This window comes from Saccharothrix espanaensis DSM 44229 (genome assembly GCF_000328705.1).
Taxonomy (GTDB): Bacteria; Actinomycetota; Actinomycetes; order Mycobacteriales; family Pseudonocardiaceae; genus Actinosynnema; species Actinosynnema espanaense.
In genome coordinates, this window is the sequence record NC_019673.1 from 8,061,189 (window position 1) to 8,077,130 (window position 15,942).

The 15,942-nt window shown below is 68.2% G+C and carries 12 protein-coding genes; 4 read left to right on the plus strand and 8 right to left on the minus strand.

Annotation, left to right across the window (positions count from 1 at the left end):
- Positions 1 to 68 precede the first annotated feature (68 nt).
- Both BN6_RS35190 and BN6_RS35195 read left to right on the plus strand, forming a co-directional pair.
- Complete coding sequence (locus tag BN6_RS35190; protein WP_015104628.1) at positions 69 to 1,508, plus strand: neutral zinc metallopeptidase; 1,440 nt, start codon at positions 69 to 71, stop codon at positions 1,506 to 1,508.
- 161 nt (positions 1,509 to 1,669) lie between these two features.
- A complete protein-coding gene (locus tag BN6_RS35195) occupies positions 1,670 to 2,935 on the plus strand; it encodes an IS4 family transposase (RefSeq protein WP_015098774.1) in 1,266 nt (421 codons plus the stop codon).
- A 408-nt stretch (positions 2,936 to 3,343) separates the two neighbouring features.
- On the opposite strand, the gene BN6_RS35200 is transcribed toward BN6_RS35195, so the two are convergent.
- Genes BN6_RS35200 through BN6_RS35210 form a run of 3 tightly spaced genes read right to left on the minus strand, consistent with a single transcriptional unit; the run spans position 3,344 to position 5,607 of the window.
- Positions 3,344 to 4,339 (minus strand): tetratricopeptide repeat protein, encoded by a 996-nt coding sequence (locus tag BN6_RS35200; protein ID WP_015104629.1) that lies wholly within the window; start codon positions 4,337 to 4,339, stop codon positions 3,344 to 3,346.
- 45 nt (positions 4,340 to 4,384) lie between these two features.
- The gene (locus BN6_RS35205) at positions 4,385 to 5,239 is read right to left on the minus strand and encodes an SCO6745 family protein (protein WP_015104630.1); all 855 of its coding nucleotides are present in this window, start codon (positions 5,237 to 5,239) and stop codon (positions 4,385 to 4,387) included.
- Positions 5,240 to 5,289: 50 nt separating this feature from the next.
- On the minus strand, positions 5,290 to 5,607 hold the full coding sequence (locus BN6_RS35210) for an MTH1187 family thiamine-binding protein (protein ID WP_015104631.1): 318 nt from the start codon (positions 5,605 to 5,607) through the stop codon (positions 5,290 to 5,292).
- A gap of 43 nt (positions 5,608 to 5,650) precedes the next feature.
- Here BN6_RS35210 and BN6_RS35215 point away from each other — a divergent pair, with 43 nt between their 5' ends.
- Both BN6_RS35215 and BN6_RS35220 read left to right on the plus strand, forming a co-directional pair.
- The gene (locus BN6_RS35215; protein ID WP_015104632.1) at positions 5,651 to 6,154 is read left to right on the plus strand and encodes a MarR family winged helix-turn-helix transcriptional regulator; all 504 of its coding nucleotides are present in this window, start codon (positions 5,651 to 5,653) and stop codon (positions 6,152 to 6,154) included.
- Between the two features lie 104 nt (positions 6,155 to 6,258).
- Complete coding sequence (locus BN6_RS35220) at positions 6,259 to 7,341, plus strand: phosphotransferase (RefSeq protein WP_015104633.1); 1,083 nt, start codon at positions 6,259 to 6,261, stop codon at positions 7,339 to 7,341.
- Between the two features lie 40 nt (positions 7,342 to 7,381).
- On the opposite strand, the gene BN6_RS35225 is transcribed toward BN6_RS35220, so the two are convergent.
- From BN6_RS35225 to BN6_RS35245, 5 genes are all read right to left on the minus strand, one after another.
- The gene (locus BN6_RS35225) at positions 7,382 to 7,693 is read right to left on the minus strand and encodes a DUF3817 domain-containing protein (RefSeq protein ID WP_041319114.1); all 312 of its coding nucleotides are present in this window, start codon (positions 7,691 to 7,693) and stop codon (positions 7,382 to 7,384) included.
- A 349-nt stretch (positions 7,694 to 8,042) separates the two neighbouring features.
- Positions 8,043 to 9,086, minus strand: a complete 1,044-nt coding sequence (locus BN6_RS35230) for an ABC transporter permease (protein ID WP_015104635.1) — start codon at positions 9,084 to 9,086, stop codon at positions 8,043 to 8,045.
- On the minus strand, positions 9,083 to 9,997 hold the full coding sequence (locus BN6_RS35235; RefSeq protein ID WP_015104636.1) for an ABC transporter ATP-binding protein: 915 nt from the start codon (positions 9,995 to 9,997) through the stop codon (positions 9,083 to 9,085). Before BN6_RS35235 ends, BN6_RS35230 begins: the two co-directional genes overlap by 4 nt.
- A 283-nt stretch (positions 9,998 to 10,280) precedes the next feature.
- Complete coding sequence (locus BN6_RS35240; protein ID WP_051076082.1) at positions 10,281 to 12,614, minus strand: GH92 family glycosyl hydrolase; 2,334 nt, start codon at positions 12,612 to 12,614, stop codon at positions 10,281 to 10,283.
- 44 nt (positions 12,615 to 12,658) lie between these two features.
- The gene (locus tag BN6_RS35245) at positions 12,659 to 15,916 is read right to left on the minus strand and encodes a GH92 family glycosyl hydrolase (RefSeq protein WP_015104638.1); all 3,258 of its coding nucleotides are present in this window, start codon (positions 15,914 to 15,916) and stop codon (positions 12,659 to 12,661) included.
- Positions 15,917 to 15,942: the final 26 nt, after the last annotated feature.

Below are 15,942 nucleotides of genomic sequence, written 5' to 3' on the forward strand. Positions count from 1 at the left end.
CGGTCACACCGCCCGCGCCGGACAAGTAGTGTGCGCACGGACCGCACTGATCGGGATGGGGCTTGGACATGGCTCGACGGGTGTTCACGGCCGCGGCGCTGGTCGCGGTCGCAGCGTTGACCGCCGGCTGCTCACAGGCCGTGCACGGTTCGGCACGAGCGGTGAAACCGGACGTGTCCAAGGTGTCCGGCCTGGACATCACCACCGGTGACAGCGGCCCCAAGCCCGGCGTGCCGGACGCCGACCTGCGGGTGGAGAACGGCGACGGCGGCGAGATGGACCGCCTGGCCATCAACACCCTGGCCGACGTCGAGGAGTACTGGTCCGAGCAACTGCCGAAGAACTTCGCCGGCAAGAAGTTCGAGCCGGTCAAGCGCCTGGTCTCGTACGACTCGAACGGCGCCGGCATCGAGATCTGCCGGACGAACACCAAGGGCGTGGCCAACGCCTTCTACTGCTCCCTCGACGACAGCATCGCGTGGGACCGCGGCGAACTGCTGCCCATGCTGGACGACGCCTTCGGCCCGATGGCCGTGGTCACGGTCCTGGCCCACGAGATGGGCCACGCCGTGCAGTACAAGCTCGGCCCGGACAGCGGCGTCACCCAGGCGACCCCGTCGATCATCAAGGAACAGCAGGCCGACTGCTACGCCGGCAACTTCTTCCGCTGGGTGGCGGAGGGCAAGTCCAAGCACTTCCGCATCTCCACCGGTCCGGGCCTGAACCAGATCCTGGCCACCATGTTCTTCATCCGGGACGCCGCCGGCACCTCGGCGGAGAAGCAGGGAGCGCACGGCAGCGCGTTCGACCGCGTGGCCGCGTTCCAGTTCGGCTTCGCCGGCGACCCCAAGCGCTGCGCCCAGATCGACGACCAGGAGATCAAGACCAGGATCACCCAGGAGAAGTTCGACGCGCAGGACGTCGACACCGGTCTGGGCAAGGGCAACGTGAAGGTGGACGACAAGCGCTACCTGGACCTGCTGGAGGAGAGCCTCCGCAGCGCCTTCAACCAGAGCGGAGCCACCCCGCCCACGATGAAGACGGGCGACGCGAACTGCTCGAACGCCCAACAGACCACCCCGGCCGCGTACTGCCCGGCGACCAACACGATCACCGTCGACCTCCCCGACCTGGTCAAGATCGGCACCCCGCCGAAACGAGGCCAGAAGGGCGGAATCGGCGACTTCGCCGCCTTCGCCGAAATCGCGTCCCGCTTCGCCCTGTCGATCCAGAAAGCCACGGGCTATTCGCTGGAAGGCCCGGCGGCCGGCCTCCGCACCGCGTGCCTCACCGGAGCCTGGGCAGGCACGACGAACCAGCCCAAGGCCGACCTCCGCCTGTCCTCGGGCGACCTGGACGAAGCCGTGGCCGAACTCCTGGCGGACAAGAGCCTGATCGCCGCAGACGTCAACGGCCAGGTAGTCCCCTCGGGCTTCGCCCGCGTAGAAGCCTTCCGAGACGGCTTCTACGACGGCAGCGGCCTCTGCACCCGCAAATACTCAGACTGACACCACCCACACGACACACGCGCCCACCACCCGACACACGCGCCCACCCACACGACACACGCGCACCACCTACGCGCGCACCCTCAATCCCCCTGCCGCGTCGTGTCATCCCCGTATGGCCCAATGCCGCTAAGTTAGTGTCCTTACGGTAGAATTCAGCCATGGCGCGTGCTGGGCAGAAGAAAGCGTCGGTTGCGGTCGGCGAAGATGTCCGGCTTGTCGACCGGGTTTCGCTCGGTGTTCTGGCCGAGGTGGTTTCGCGGGACTTGATCGAGGAGGTCCTGGACGAGACCGGGAAACGCGAGCAGCGGACGCGTCTGCTTCCGGCGCATGTGATGGTGCGGTTCTGTCAAGCGATGTGCCTGTTCTTCGACGACGACTACGAGGAGGTCATGCGGAAACTCGTCGGCTCGTTGAAGTCGATGGGGTCGTGGCGCGGTGAATGGCATGTTCCGTCGACCTCGGCGGTGGCGCAGGCACGGCAGCGTCTCGGGTCCGAGCCGTTGCGCGTGTTGTTCGAGCGGGTCGCGGTGCCGGTCGCCGGGCCGGGTGCCCATGGGGCATGGCTGAGGTCGCGGCGGGTCATGGCCGTGGACGGTGTCATGCTCGATCTCCAGGACACGCCGGAGAATGTCGCGGAGTTCGGCAAGAGCGGAAACGACCACAAAGCAAGTGGGTTCCCCCAGGCGTTGGTGGTGGCGTTGGCCGAATGCGGGTCGCATGCGATCGTCGATGCCGTGATCAGTGGCTACCGCGGTGACGAGAAAGCCTTGTCCCGATCGTTGCTCGGCTCGGTCGAGGCCGGGATGCTGGTCACCGCCGATCGGAACTTCTACAGCTACTCGCTCTGGGAGGATTTCCTCGACACTGGCGCCGACCTGCTCTGGAGGATCGGCTCCGGGGTCGAGCTGCCCGTGCTGAAATGGCTTTCCGACGGCTCCTTCGACTCGATCCTGCTGAACCCTCAGGTCCGCGCCGGACGACGCCGACAGGTGATCGCCGACGCCGCCGCCGGGAAGACCGTCAGCCCCGAGCAGGGATTCCGGGTCCGGGTTGTGGAATACGAAGTACCCGACCGGGAGGGCAACGGTACCGGCGAAGTGATCTGCTTGGCCACCACTATTCCGGAACCATCGGAAGCCACTGCCGCCGAACTGGCCTGGTGCTATCACCAGCGGTGGGAGATCGAGTCCGTTTTCAACGAGATCAAGACGCATCAACGCGGTAACGCCCGGATACTGCGGTCGAAATCGCCGGACATGGTCCGTCAGGAGATCTGGGCATTCCTGCTCACTCATTACGCCATCCGCAGTCTGATGAGCCGGGCTGCCGACGAGGCCGATGTCGACCCCGACGAACTGTCCTTCATCCGCACTCTCCGCGTCGTCCGCCGCCAGGTCACCGCTCAGGCGGATTTTTCCCCCTGACCACCGCTGGCGAGCACTTGTCGACACCTTCGAGGAAATCCTCTGGAGACCCACACGAAGACGTCGCAACCGTACCTGCGCTCGCGTTGTCAAACGCGGACGCCACAACTCCTACCGCGTCAAACGACCTGAACACCGCAGCATCAGGCATGACGGAACACCGACCATCAAGCTCCGCTCACCCGCCCTAACTTAACGGCATTGCCGTATGGCCCGCGCGCAGCGAACCGCGCTTTGCCAGGGTATGCAAGCACGCTTTTCGCTTGCATACCCTGGCAAAGGGTGGTTGTCTTCAGACCGGGCCGTACGGGGATGACACGACGCCCGCTCTTTCTTTTAGTCATCCTTGGCGGCTCGCCCGTCCGGCGAGGACTCTTTCAGCTTTTGCTTTAGCTTTTGCTTTTATCTCTAGAACAAAGCACTAGCCAACGCCCGCCGAGCCCGAGCCACCCGATCGTCGTCCGCCGGGAACAGTTCGAACAACCCGACCAGGTGCTCCCGCACCCGATCCCGGTCCTCCCCGAACACCCGCCGAACCGTGTCGATCAACCGCCCGAAAGCGCGCTCCACGTCCTGCCCGGCCAACTCGGCGTCAGCCGCCGCCAACTGCGCGTCGACGTCGTCGGGCGCGGCGTCGGCCGCCGCCACCACGTCGCTGGACAGTCCCTCGGCCCGAGCCGTGAACCGGACCTGCGCCAGCGCGGCCTTCGCTTCGGCGTTGGCCGGCTCAGCCGCCAGGATGGCCTCGTAGGCGGCGATCGCCGCGTCGAACTCGCCGCGCTCGAACGCCTCTTCGGCGGCCACGAACCGCGGGTCCTCGAACTCTTCCACCGGCTCGCCGCCACCGCCGCCGGACGCAGCCTCGGCCGCCCGGATCCCCGGCAGCCGATCTCGCAGGGCGTCGAGCAACCGGTTGATCCACTGGTCGAACTCGACGTCCGACAGCGGCTGGGCGAACGCGTCCACCGGCTGCCCGGCGGCCAGGGCGACCACCGTCGGCACCGACTGGACGCCGAACGCCTGCCCCACCCGGGGGTTGGCGTCGAGGTCGACCCGGGCCAGGATCCACGCGCCGCCACCGGCGCGCGCGGCCTTCTCCAGGATCGGGGACAGCTGTCCCGCCTCGGGACTCCACGCCGCGGTCAGCTCGACCACGACCGGGATGTCCAGGGAGCGCTCGACGACGGCCTGGAACGTGGCCTCCGTGACGTCGAGCACCCACGGACTGTGCCCGCCGTCGGGTGCGCCCGGGGCGTTGCCCGACGCGGAGGCGGAAGCGGATGCGGGCGGCGCGGTGGACCGCTGACGGGCGGCGTCGGCCCGTGCCTTCAGCGCGCCGAGGTCGACAGCCCCGGACAGCGCGGCGGACAGTGCTGCGGTCTTGCGAGGGTCTGGCCTTGTCACGGTTCCATCCTGGCACGAACCGCCCAGTCCCCTGCGGGCGACTGGTCAGGTCGTGAGCTCTCGCACTGGGTCGATCGCCATCGGATTGACCCGCATCGCCTCGTTCTGCCGGGCGAGCCGTAGTACCAGCGGGGTCATCAACTCTTCGAACCTGGCGGTTTTCGCAGGTCCGAGGGCTTTCCACGGGCTTTGGGCAGCGTGATCGGTGCGTCGCTCGATCTCTCTTCTGAGCTCCGCTCCCCGCACGGTGAGTCCTGCGGAGTAGAGGCCGCGCTCCCCCAAGGACGCCTCGGCCGCCGCCCACTCGTCTTCGTTCCACCCCCGGGCCGTCCGCAGATAGGCGGGGTCCAACCCCTTGTCGGCCCCGAAGAGGACCAACGTCTCGCACGGCGTGAGATCAGCGGCCACGAGAGCCGCGATGTGCCCGTCGCCTCTCAGTTCCCGCAACGTCGTGCACGCCTGCCACAGGGCCAGGTGCGGTTCCTCAGGCAGTTCAAGCGCCGCGTTGGCCGCGCCCAGGACCCTGCCCGCCTTGGCGGCTTCGGTTGCCGCGTCTCTCGCCAGCGCGGCTGGTTCCCCCACGTCCAACGTGGGGAGCATCCGGCGCAGAGCACCGTCCACGCCGCGCAGCCGGGTTTCCAGGAACCGCTCAGGCGAGGCCACGTCCCAAGCGTCGGGAAGCGCCCGGGACACCATGCGCGGGTGGAAGCTGTAGAACGCGGCGGCCACCGCCTCGGGCGACGCGGCTCCCAGCGGAGCCGCGCGCATCCCGAAGTAGCCCATCCACCCGCCCTTGCAGCCCAGTTCGTCGGTGGCGGCGCGGGACTCGGGCGTGAAGTACGTAACGTCGTGGTACGTCTCGAACCTGAGCCACAGGTCCCTCGGGCTCGGCTTCGCCATCGCGGTCACCGGGCTAATTTAGTAGGACGTCCGACTATCTGGCAACGGGGTCATTCCGTCGGCTGATCTCCAGGACCCGCGAGGTGCCGCTCCACCCGCTCGACCTTCGCCCGGAGCTGCCCCGTGAACCCGGGCCGGATGTCCGCCTTGAGCACCAGCCCCACGCGCGGAGCAACTGCCTGCACCACCTCGGTGGCCTTCTTCACCACCGCCATGACCTCGTCCCACTCCCCTTCGACCAACGTGAACATCGCGTTGGTCTCGTTGGGCAGGCCGGACTCCCGGACCACCCGCACCGCCGCGGCGACCGCCTCGGCGACGCTGTCGGACTCCCCGCCGAGCGGACTGACGCTGAACGCGACGAGCACAGTTGCCTCCTGGTTTCCGGGTACCCACTGGTAGCTTCGGCGCATGACGTCCCAACCGCTGCCGTTCGACCCCATCGCGCGCGCTGCCGAGCTGTGGGAGAAGCGGATCGGACCGTCGACGGCGATGGCAGCGGTCACGAGCGTCATGCGAGTACAGCAGATCATCCAGTCCGCCGTGGACGCTGCCCTCAAGCCGCACGGCTTGACGTTCGCCCGGTTCGAAGCGCTGGTGCTGCTGACGTTCGCCCGCACGGGCAGCCTGCCGATGCGCGTGATGGGCGAGCGGTTGCAGCTGCACCCCACGAGCGTGACCAACATCGTGGACCGGCTCGAAGCCGACGGACTGGTCCGGCGCAACCCGCACCCCACGGACCGGCGGACGACCCTGGTCGAGATCACTCCCGACGGGCACGCGCGGCGGGAAGCGGCCACCGAAGCCGTGGTCGACGTCGAGTTCGGCTTGCGCGGACTCACCGAACGCCAGACCGAGCAGCTCACCGATCTCCTCGCCAAGGTGCGTCGTGCGGTGGGGGACTTCTCCGATTAAGGGCAGTTCCAGCGTGGCCGTCGCGGTCGTCGTGGTCGGGAGTTGCGGACACGAATCGAAGAAACCGCTGGACGTGACGTAACCCGTCAAGCACCCTGCGACGAGTGCGAGAAGTCGTAGCGCTGGTCATCTACAACGCCGAGTACGTCGGCTCGGTCGAGTTCACCGTGGACAGCCCGTGGTGGAACGACGTCGAACCGGTCGTGACGCGGTTGGACGAGATCCTGGGCGTCGCCACCAGCGTGCTCCGGCTGGTGTCCACCACCGGGTCCGGGATGCGCGACGGCCGGGTGACCTACCAAGTCGAAGCCGCTTCCCGCCCTTCCATCCCCGCTGACCAACCGACGCACCCCGCTGACCGACCAGCACACCTCGCTGACAGAGCAGCAGAAGCGCACGAGCCGTTGAGGATGCCGTGGGCACGCCCAGGCGGCCCGGCAGCACTCGTGGCGTGGGCCGCGCAACACGTCGAGGTCCGACGCGCCGTGCAGGTGAAGACGTGGAACCTGTCCTGCCTCTACCGGCTGGAGACCGACCAGGGGACGTACTGGGCCAAGGAGACCCCACCGTTCATGGCCGACGAAGCCACGGTGACGTCTCTTGTCCGATCCGTCGACCCGTCCTTGGTCCCCGACGTCGTGGCCTCGGCACCCCGACGCACGTTGATGCGCGCCGCAGAGGGCATCGACTGCTGGCACCCCTCTTCCGAGGTGGTCGCCTCCATCGTGCCTCGCTGGGTCGGGGCCCAGGCGAAGGTGGCCGGTCTTGACGGCCGGCAGATCAAGACCAGAGGTGTCGACCTACCCTCGTGCGGCCTGCCGAACACGTTGCTGCACGGCGACTTCCACCCGGGGAACTGGCGCTCCGGAGGGATCGTCCTGGACTGGGCCGACGCCCACTGGGGCCACCCGGCACTGGACGCGGCCAGGCTCATCAGCTTCGTAGGCGATGACGTGAGCCAAGAACTGGGGATCGCCCGAATCTGGGCCGATGCCTGGCTGGAGCACCGGCCAGACAGCGACCCGCTGCAAGCTCTCCGGTACGCAAGGCCGGCAGCGCACCTGGTCGGTGCGTTGGTGTACCAGGAGTTCCTGGACTGCATCGAGGAGAGCGAGCGGGTGTACCACCTGGGCGATCCCGAGCACGAGCTGGAGCTGGCCCGTGCGCTCTCGGCCGAGCTGCCCTGATCCTCGTCTGCTCGGCGGCTGCTCGGCGGCTACTCGGCGGCTACTCGGCGGCTGCCACCGGCTCGGTGAGCTTCCCGTGCTTCTGCGCCCACCGCTCGAAGAACACGGTCCCGAACGGCGGGATGCTGGCGACGAGCGCCCAGACCGTGGTGCGGCGGTCCCACCGCTGGACGAGCATCAGCGTGACCAGGATGTAGCAGACGAAGATCAAGCCGTGGATCGGGCCGAAGATCTTGACGCCGACCTCGGGGCCGATCACGTACTTGACGAACATCCCGATCAGCAGGCCTGCCCAGGACACGGCCTCGGCCAGCGCGAAGAGACGGAAACGACCTACGGGGCTGGAGAGCATGCCACCCATTGTGGTGAGTGACGGGGCTCACCTGGCGTGGGGGTCCGTTTTGCCTGGTCTTCCTGGCGTGGTACCTCTCACGAAGCAAAGCAAAAGAAAAAGCAAAAAGCAAAAGCAAAGGCAAAAGAGTCCTCGCCGGACGGGCGAGCCGCCAAGGATGACTAAAAGAAAGAGCGGGCGTCGTGTCATCCCCGTACGGCCCGGTCTGAAGACAACCACCCTTTGCCAGGGTATGCAAGCGAAAAGCGTGCTTGCATACCCTGGCAAAGCGCGGTTCGCTGCGCGCGGGCCATACGGGGATGACACGACGCGGCAGGGGGATTGAGCGGTGGGCGCTTTCGTTGTCGTCCTAGTCTTCCCAGCGGAAGACCTTGGCGGCGATGAAGCCCACCACCAGGGTGAATGCGATGAGGAACGCGGCGGGGACGGCCAGGGCCTCGATGCCCTTGCCCCGGACCAGGACGTCGATCATCCCGTCGTTCATGTGCCGGAGCGGGAAGATGTTGGAGACCGCCTGGAGCCAGCCCGGGGCTTTTTCCACCGGGAAGAAGGTGCCCGAGAGGAATGCCATCGGCATGATGACGATGTTCGCCGCGCCGCTGGCCGCCTCTTCGGTCTTGCAGAATGCGCCGACGAGCATTCCGACGGCGAAGAACGCCGTGGTGCCCAGTATCAGCAACGGCAGTGCCAGCCACCACTGGCCGTTGAGTTGCAGGCCGAACCACGGGGTGAGGGCCACGGCCACGAACAGCACGCCCTGGACCAGGGCGGTGCCGATGCTGACCAGGATCCGGGAGCCCAGGACGGCGGTCGTGCCGACCGGGGAGAGCCGGATCCGGCGCAGGACCTGCTTCTTGCGCCACGAGACCAGGGTCAGGGACGCGCCGAACACGCCGGAGATCGAGACCGCCCACGACAGGATGCCGGGGGTCAGGTACTGGATCGGCTTGAGCGAGGCGTCCTCGACCGGCTTGGCCTCGAACCTGTAGGTGGGCGGGGTGTTGGTGACCGCCACGTTGACCTTGTCCACCACGCCCGAGACGATGCCGACGACCGTCTGGGCCTTGACCTGGTCGCTCGCGGCGAAGGTCAGCTCGATGTCGTTGCCGTTGACCGCGATCACGGCCGGCAGGTCGCCGTCGTCGACCTTCTGCCGCGCGGTGTCGACGTTGTCGTACTTCTCCAGCTCCAGCGCGCCGGTCTGGTCGAGCGCGGTGATGATCGGGCCGTCGCCGACGACGGCGACCTTGGTCTTCTCGTCGCCCGCGTCGCGGAACAGCAGGCCGAAGACCACCAGGAACATCAGCGGGAAGACGAAGGCGAAGAACAGCGTCATCTTGTCGCGGAGGAAGCCCTTGACCATGGCGATGGACAGGCTCTTGAACGCGGTCATGCGCGGTACTCCCGTCCGGTCAGGTTGAGGAACACGTCCTCCAACGTGGCCGTGCGCACCTGCAGGCCGTCGAGGGTGCCGCGTTCCGCCAGCGCGGACAGCACGGGAGCGGGCTTGCGGGTGGAGATGGTCAGCGAGACCTCGTCCTCGTGGGCGTCCTCGACGCCTTGGATGGCTTTGGCGTCGGCCGCCTTGAGCACACCCTTCTGGAGGATGACGTGCGTGGGCGCGTCGAGGCCCCGGACCAGGGTGGCCGGCGCGTCCATGGCGAGGATCCGGCCCTTGTCCATGATCGCGACTCGGTCGCAGAGGATCTCGGCCTCGTCCAGGTAGTGGGTGGTGTAGACGATGGTCTTGCCGCGCGCCTGGATCGCGCGCAGCACGTCCCACAGGTTGCGCCGCGCCTGCGGGTCGAGCGCGGCGGTGGGCTCGTCGAGGAACACGATGTCCGGGTCGTGCACCAGGGCGCACGCGATGGACAGCCGTTGCCGCTGCCCGCCGGACAGCTTGTTCTCCTGGACGTTGGCCTTGTCCGCGAGGCCGACCAGTTCCAGCATCTCGTCGGCCTTCTTGGCGGTGACGCCGTAGAGCGAGCCGAACGTCTGCAACTGCTCCTTCGCGGTGAGCTTCTCGAAGAAGCTCGACGCCTGGAGCTGCACGCCGATCCTCGGCAGCAGCTTGTGGTTGCGCGGCCACGGGTTCTCACCGAGCAAGGTGACCGCTCCGGCGTCGGACTTGCGCAGGCCCTCGACGATTTCCAGGGTCGTGGTCTTGCCCGCCCCGTTCGGCCCGAGGATGCCGAAGAACTCCCCCTCGGCGACGGTGAACGAGACTCCGTCCACCGCTTTCAAGTCGCCGTAGTGCTTGCGGATGTCCGCGACCACCACGGCTGGTATGCGTGCCCCTGTCATGGCTGGAACGTAGACCGTCGGTGACCACCGGGCGGGCGATCTCGTCCACACGTGCGACGAAAGTGACCAAAGCTCAACAAGTACAATACTTTCGTCGTTCGTTCTGTTGCGCTGCGCATTCGGTCGCCCGCGCACGGTGAGCCGTTGGGCCGACGACAGGTGAGCTGTTGGGCCCTCGACAGGCGGACTGGGGCGTCGGGGGATCGCGGCTTTTGAGTGGTCTCTTGTGGGCGGTTTGTTGTGCCCTATGGGGAATTGGTGACAGTGGGGTTGGTCCTGGGGGTCAGGTGGTGGCGCAGGGGGAGGGCGGGGTGCTGTCGGGGGTGGTGGCCCAGGTGGCTTCGCCTGGGGTTGCGGTCAGGGTGTAGGTCAGGTTCGTGCCGCCGGCGAGGGTGTGGTGGTCCACCCAGACCTTCTCGTGGCGGACGTGGTCCAGTTGGGCGGACTCGATGTACTGGAGCGTTCGGGGGTCTGCGCCTTCCGCGGCGATGATGATCGGGTTGCCGTTCTGCTGGTGGATCACCGACTTGGCGAACCTCGGCGCGTGCAGGATGAACTGGCCGGTGCCGGGCACCGCCGGGTAGAGGCCCAGGGCGCTGAACACGTACCAGGCCGACATCGTGCCCAGGTCGTCGTTGCCCGTCACGCCGTTCGGGCCGTCCACGAACAGGGTTTGGGCGGCGCGGTTGACCGCCGAGGTCTTCCACGGCTGGCCCATCAGGGCGTACATCCACGGGGCGTGCAGGTCCGGTTCGTTGTTCGGGTTGTACCGGAACTGGTTGTAGTAGTCGTACGGGCCGACCACCCACTTCTCGCGGACCGTCTTGGCCGGGTTCGCCACCAGGTCCGGGTAGGCGAAGAAGTCGTCCAGCCGGGCGGTCGCCTTCTCCTTGCCGCCCAGGCGTTCCACCAGGCCGGGGACGTCGTGGTGGGCCAGCCACTGGTACTGCCACGCGGTTCCCTCGTGGAAGCCGTCCTGGCCCTGCGGGGTGAACGGGCTCAGCCACCGGCCGTCGGCCGTCTTCGGGCGCGGGAAGCCGGTGAAGCCCCGGTCGGTGACGGTGTCGTCCCACAGGGTCCGGTAGTTCAGGGCACGGCGGCGGAGGGTGTCGGCGTCTTCGTCGTGGCCCAGGGACTCGGCCATGACGGAGAGCGCGCAGTCGGCCAGCGCGTACTCCAGGGTCGCGGACGCGCCGTGGTGCGGGTCCACGTCCTGGCCCTTCTTCGGGAAGTCCTTGTCGTACTGGACGAAACCGTTCTCCAGGTAGGAGGGGTTGCCCACCCGTCCCTCGAACGGCGACTTCGGGTCGGGGACCTGGGTGGCGTTCTGGAGCAGCGCCCGGTACGCCTGGTCCTCCCGGCCTTCCAGGGCACCGAAGCGCCAGAGGTCCACCAGGAACGGGGTGACCGGGTCACCGGTCATCGTGTTGGTCTCCTGGTTGGCGTACGCCCACCTCGGCAGCCACCCGCCCTGCTCGTGGATGGTCAGCACGGACCTGGCGACGTCCTTGGCCCGGTCCGGGCGCAGGAGGGCGAGGAGTTGGTTGTGGGCGCGGTAGGTGTCCCACAGCGAGTAGTACTCGTAGTAGGTCCAGCCCTCGGCGGTGTGGACCTTGTCGTCGAAACCCCGGTAGCGGCCGTCGACGTCGTTGCCGGTGAGGGGTTGCAGGAGGACGTGGTAGAGCGCGGTGTAGAAGACCGTGCGGTCGGTCGCGTTGTCCGTCTCGATCTCGATGGAGCCTAGTTCGTCGCGCCACAACGCCTGCGTCGCGGTGCGGAGGTCGTCGAAGGTCTGGTCGCGGGCTTCCGCCAGGTTCTTCGTCGCGCCCGCGGGGTCCACGTGGGAGATCGCGGTGGCGGCGGTGACCGGGCCCTCGGCGAAGGTGAGCCACTGGCCGCGCAACCCCGCGCCGCCCTCCGCGCCGCCCCAGTTGCCGGTGGTGGCGAACGGGCGGTCGAACGTCGTGGTGAAGTAGGTCGTGTAGGGCTTGCCGCCGCAGAACGCCTGCGCCGTCACGGTTCCCGCCAGGGTCCGGTCGTCCACGACCCGGACGCTGCTGCCGGTGACCGGCTCCTTGTCGTTGGCCTGCCCCACGTTCACCAGCACGTGCGGGGTGCTGCCGGGCGGGAAGGTGAACCGCTCGACGCCGGTCCGGGTGGTGGCGGTGGACTCCGCGGTGATCCCGGACGCCAGGTCCACCCGGTAGTAGCCGGGCTTGCCCACCTCGCCCTGGTGGCGGTAGCCGACGCCGTAGCGGCGGTGGTCGAAGGACTGCGGGAGCGCGGTCGTCGGCAGGATCGACACCAGGCCGCCCTGCTCCCAGCAGCCCGCGCCGGACAGGAAGAAGTGGCCGAACCCGCGGATCACCGGATCGTCGTAACGCCACCCCGCGTAATGCGACCCGATCGGACTCGAATGGGCCATTCCGAACGGCGCGGACGCGCCCGGGAACGTGTTCCCCTCGTCTTTTGTGCCGATGAACGTGTTCACCGACTCGACCGGGTCCGTCTGCGCGTTCGCCGTCACGGGTACCACCATAGCGGCCATTGTCAGCAATACCAGGGTTGCCCGTAGCACGGATTTACCGTACCCCGACGCCCGGCGCGGAGCGTTGATTTCACACCTCCCGATCGGGTGGATGAAAGCGCGCGTGAGAATCGTCAACCCACGCCTATCGCGAACACGTGGAACGTGCCGCCGGTCACCCCGGAGGGCAGGGTCACCGAGCGGACCTCCTTGGCCTTCAGGGTGATCGGCGCGGTGGCGAAGAGGAACATCTTGAGCTGCTGGGAGGTTCCGCCGGAGTTGTTCCGGTACGGCGTGACGGCGACGACCCGGTTGTCGAACGACGGTGGCGTGGTGGCGTTGCCGCCCAGCGCCCAGTCGGAGAACCCGACGTCCTCCACCTGGGTCGTCCCGTCGGCGTAGGTGATGGTGAGCTTGCCGGACGCCTTGCCGCCGCCCCCGCTGCCGAGCAGGCCCAGCTTCGTGCCGGTGGCGTTGAGCGTCACGGCCTGGCCGGTGGTGTCGACGTTGTCCGGCTCGCCGACCGGCGACGACGGCCAGGTGTAGGTGATGCCGTCCTGGGTGACCTTCGCGCCGGGGGTCAGGCCCTTCTCCGCCAAGGCCTCGCGCGAGTAGCTCCAGCCCCCGCCGTCGAAGTTGCCGATGGCCTGGTTGTCGTCCGGTGACGTGCCGACGTTGTTGAACGCCGCGCGCAGGCTGCCCGGGTCGGCCACCAGCACGGAGATCGTGCTGCGCTGACCGTTGGAGAAGGTCACGGGGATCCGCAGGGTCTGCTCGGCGGTGTCGGGCGCGACGGTGACCGTGACACTCTGCCCGGCCTTGTCGCCCGGTGGCGCGGTGATCTCGCCCTGGCTCGGGGTGACGGTGATCCCGTTGGGCGGCTGCGCGCTCCACCCCACCTTGCCGCCCTTGCCGGAGAAGTCCTGCGCGCCGATCGTGACCGTGCCCGAGGCCCCCGGCGGGAGGACCAGCCGGCCGGGCGTGATGAACGACTGCTGCCCCACCTCGCCGTCGCGGAACGACGGCGGCGCGTCGGCGGGCCCGGTGCCCCACGTGGTCGGCTCGGCGGTCAGGCCGAACTCCACCGTGCCGCCGTCGGCCACCAGCGATTCCGGCAGCCAGGTGCGGGTCTGCGGGCGGCCGTTGAGCTTCAGGTCGGCCACGTGCTTGCCCGCGCCGGAGGTCTTGACCACGATCGGCTCGCCGTTCGGGCGGGTGATGGTCGCCTCGGTGAACACCGGGCTGTTGACGACGAGTTCGGCGCGGCCGGGGATGACCGGGTACATGCCGAGCGCGGCCCAGACGTACCACGACGACATCTGGCCGAGGTCGTCGTTGCCCATCAGGCCGTTCGGGCCGGGACCGAACAGCTCGTCGACCGCCTTGCGCACCACGGCCTGGGTCTTGGCGGGCGCGCCGGCCCAGTTGTAGAGCCACAGGCTGTGCATGATCGGCTCGTTGCCGAGGAACGCGTGCGGCTCGTCGGGTCCGGCGTTGAGCTTGGTGAAGAAGAAGTCCAGCCGGTCGCGGACCTTCGCGTCGCCGCCCATCGCGGTGAACAGGCCGCGTGCGTTGTAGGGCACCATCCAGGTGTACTGCGCGGCGTTGCCCTCGACCCAGTTGTCCGGGTTGCCGGGGTCGAACGGCTCCACGAACGACCCGTCGCGGTTGCGGGCCTGGGTGTAGGAGGTGGCCGGGTTGAACACGTTCTGCCAGTGCTGGGCGCGTTTCATGAACGTCTGCCAGGTCGCGCCGTCGCCGAGCCGGCGGGCGAAGTCGGCGATGGCGAAGTCGGCGCTGGTGTACTCCAACGTGGTGGCGGGCGCACCCCAGACGCCTTGCGCGCCGACCGGCACGTACCCGAGTTCCTGGTACTCCTTGAGCCCCGGGCGTTCCTCGTAGCCCTGGGTGGGCTGGGTCGCGCCGCGCAGCATCAGCAGCAACGCCTTGTTGGCGTCGAAGTCCTTGACACCGAAGGCGTACGCGCTGGCGACCATCACGTGGTACGGGTCGCCGACCATGACCCCGGTGTAGCCGTTGGCGACCGTCCAGCGGTCCCACGAGCCGCCCTGCTCGGCGAAGGCCACCATCGAGCGGACCATGTCGGCCGTTTCCTCCGGTGCCAGCAACGAGAGCAGTTGCATCTCCGAGCGGTAGACGTCCCAGCCGGAGAAGTTCGTGTAGATCGCGTGGCCCTTGTCGGCGGTGTGCAGGCGGCCGTCGAAGCCCGGGTAGCGCCCGTCGACGTCGGAGAACACGTTGGGCTGCAACAGGGAGTGGTACAACGCCGTGTAGAACGTGGTTCGCTGGGCGTCCGTGCCGCCGGTGACCTTGATCTGCCCGAGCCGGTCGTTCCACGCCTTGCGGGCGGCGGTGTGGATACCGTCGAACGACTTGGCGACGTTCTCCGCCTTGAGGTTCTTCTTCGCGCCGTCGACCGAGACGAACGACAGGCCGACCCGCATGGTGACCTCCGGGTCGGCGAAGGTCACGTAGCCGCCGCTGCCCGGTCCGGAGACCGTCGTGTCCAGCGCGCCCACCGAGCGTTGCTCACCCTGCGCGGCAAGGGTCTTGCGGGCATCGCCCAGGTCGCCCTTGCGCGGCGAGCCACCGCGCTCGGCGGACTTGCCGGGCGTGACCGCGCCGTTCTTCCAGGTGCCGACGGACTCGAACGCCTGGTCGAACTGCGCGTGGAAGTAGACCCGGTAGCGGTGGTCCGCGCCGCAGAACCGGCCGCTGGTGGCCCACCCGCTGATGGTGTTCGCGCCGATGGTGACCTCGGCGTCGTCGGTGCCCGCGATCGAGCCGGAGGTGTTGACCAGCAGGGTGGACGTGCTGCCGCCGGGGTAGGCCAGTCGGCCGATGCCGGTGCGCTGGGTGACGCTGAGCTCGACCTCGGTCCCGCTGTCGAGGGTGACGCCGTAGTAGCCGGGGGTGGCGGACTCGTTGGCGTGCGAGAAGGTCGACACGTACCGGCCGGGGTCGGCGGCGGGCGACGTCGTCACCTCGCCGACGTACGGCATGATCGGGACGTCCTGGTAGGTCGAGCAGCCGGCACCCGACAGGTGGGTCAGGCTGAAGCCCTTGATCCGGTTGTCGTCGTAGGAGTAGCCGCCGTGCTGGCGGGTCACCGTGTCGGGACTCCACTGCACCATCCCGAACGGGACGTCCGCGCCGGGGAAGTTGTTGCCCGCGCCGCCGCCGGTGCCGTGGTCGGGACCACCCGGCCGGGTGCCGACGAACGGGTTCACCCAGCGCGCGAGATCGTCCGGTTGGGCGTGGGACACGACCGGTTGGACCAACGCGATTGCCACGACTGCCGCTGTCGCCAGTGCCGCCTTCACGAGCCCTCCTCGTTGACAACGCTGTCCACGAACCTTCGGTAATCGCATAATTGCGGAGGGTGTCGGGGGTGCGT

Excerpts from the sequence above, each read along its gene's own strand:
- BN6_RS35230 (WP_015104635.1), bottom strand. The coding sequence starts at position 9,086 with ATGACCGCGTTCAAGAGCCTGTCCATCGCCATGGTCAAGGGCTTCCTC.
- BN6_RS35215 (WP_015104632.1), top strand. The coding sequence starts at position 5,651 with ATGACGTCCCAACCGCTGCCGTTCGACCCCATCGCGCGCGCTGCCGAG.
- BN6_RS35225 (WP_041319114.1), bottom strand. The coding sequence starts at position 7,693 with ATGCTCTCCAGCCCCGTAGGTCGTTTCCGTCTCTTCGCGCTGGCCGAG.
- BN6_RS35195 (WP_015098774.1), top strand. The coding sequence starts at position 1,670 with ATGGCGCGTGCTGGGCAGAAGAAAGCGTCGGTTGCGGTCGGCGAAGAT.
- BN6_RS35205 (WP_015104630.1), bottom strand. The coding sequence starts at position 5,239 with ATGGCGAAGCCGAGCCCGAGGGACCTGTGGCTCAGGTTCGAGACGTAC.
- BN6_RS35190 (WP_015104628.1), top strand. The coding sequence starts at position 69 with ATGGCTCGACGGGTGTTCACGGCCGCGGCGCTGGTCGCGGTCGCAGCG.
- BN6_RS35245 (WP_015104638.1), bottom strand. The coding sequence starts at position 15,916 with ATGCGATTACCGAAGGTTCGTGGACAGCGTTGTCAACGAGGAGGGCTC.
- BN6_RS35235 (WP_015104636.1), bottom strand. The coding sequence starts at position 9,997 with ATGACAGGGGCACGCATACCAGCCGTGGTGGTCGCGGACATCCGCAAG.